Origin of the sequence: Shewanella sp. SR44-4, from assembly GCF_014163715.1 — a bacterium.
Classification (GTDB): Bacteria; Pseudomonadota; Gammaproteobacteria; order Enterobacterales; family Shewanellaceae; genus Shewanella.
The window spans coordinates 1-1,428 of record NZ_JACJDU010000111.1 but is presented as its reverse complement, the minus strand read 5'-3'; the positions used below and the strand labels follow the sequence as shown (position 1 = coordinate 1,428).

At 38.4% G+C, this 1,428-nt stretch carries 2 protein-coding genes; both read left to right on the top strand.

Annotated elements, in window-relative coordinates:
- A partial coding sequence (locus tag H5125_RS21600) for a DUF6795 domain-containing protein (protein ID WP_182745483.1) occupies positions 1 to 529 on the top strand: 529 nt, incomplete at its 5' end.
- A 15-nt stretch (positions 530 to 544) separates the two neighbouring features.
- The coding region (locus tag H5125_RS21595; RefSeq protein WP_182745481.1) for a lipase family protein at positions 545 to 1,428 on the top strand (884 nt) is incomplete at its 3' end.

Genomic DNA, 1,428 nt, shown 5'->3' with positions numbered 1-1,428 from the left:
TGATATGTTTGGTTGGTTTAAAAAAAAGGAAGTCTTTTTAAGCTCAGAAGTTAATGGTGTTATTACCAAAAATGGTAATCCAGTGGCTAATTTAGAGGTGACGCGTTCATTAATGTATATTGATGGCAAAGACCATATTGATGTGGCTATTACCGATAGCAAGGGTCATTTCCATTTTCCTCAAAAAAGCATTCGCTCATCCATACCTAATAGACTTTTTTCTGAAGACAGAGTTTCGCAAGAGGTTACCGTAGTTCACGATAATGAGCTCCGTCTAATATGGTCCGCCAACCATATTGGTATTGAGGAAGTGCCAGAGTTTTCTAAAAAGCTAACTTTTATGAATTGTGAATTAACCGATAAACGAGTCAGTTTCCAATTTAAAAATATGAATAACGAATATCTTGATCATATAGCTTCAAGTATCTGCCGCTGGCAGGCCGATTATAAGCCTATTTGGCTTTATGATGGAGAGAGTAAATATCGTGTAAATAATTATGATTTGAATGATTTAACAAAACGGAAATAAAGGAATATTCCCACTATGAGTAAAGCACTTTCACCTAATATTGCAGCAAGTGTTGCTTCACGTGTATATGACATTAGGAACTCTAAAAATTTCGAGGATTCATTTCACCTTGAATTTAGCGACAACTTTGATATCACTAACAGTCAAATACAAGGTGTTAGTGGAGGCTTAATTAATCAATTATTGAATCGTAGTACTGGCTTTGCATTAACGGCACAAGGGACATCTCGAAAATTTAAACAGCATCATATTATTGGTGTTCGTGGCACTGTTTTTACGTCATTTGCTGACTGGTTAACTAATGGCAATGTAGCCACAGCAGTTGGGCCTAAGAGTATTGAAGTACACTCAGGATTTGAAAAAGCCTTTAGCAGTATGCAGCCTTCATTTGAAAAATATATAACACAGCATAATCCTCGTTGCTTACATGTTGTGGGTCATAGTTTGGGTGGGGCTATTGCGCAATTAACAGCGCTTTGGGCAAGCCAGAAAGGCATTGATACCAAGTTATATACCTTTGGTGCGCCAAGGGTTGTCACTGAGAGATTTGTTCACCAAGCCTCTACTAATATCGAGCATTATCGTGTCACGCATGGTGCGGACCCTGTACCAGCAGTTCCGGTATGGCCCTTTAGTCATACTGTCGGTGAGTACCAAACAGCAATGAACAGTGGGTCTTTTTTCTCGATTGGTGCGCATTCTATGGAAAAATCCACACCTGGTTATGTCAATACCGTTGCATCATATAAGAGCTATAGTGCGATGAATAGAGCACTTAAAACGCTTAACCATAAGCATACGGTACTAAAATATGATCAACGTCATAATGCATCATTCTCTCAACGCTGGCAGCAAATCATTACCGATGCTTTAATCACTCTTTTGAAAAAAACAGGTCA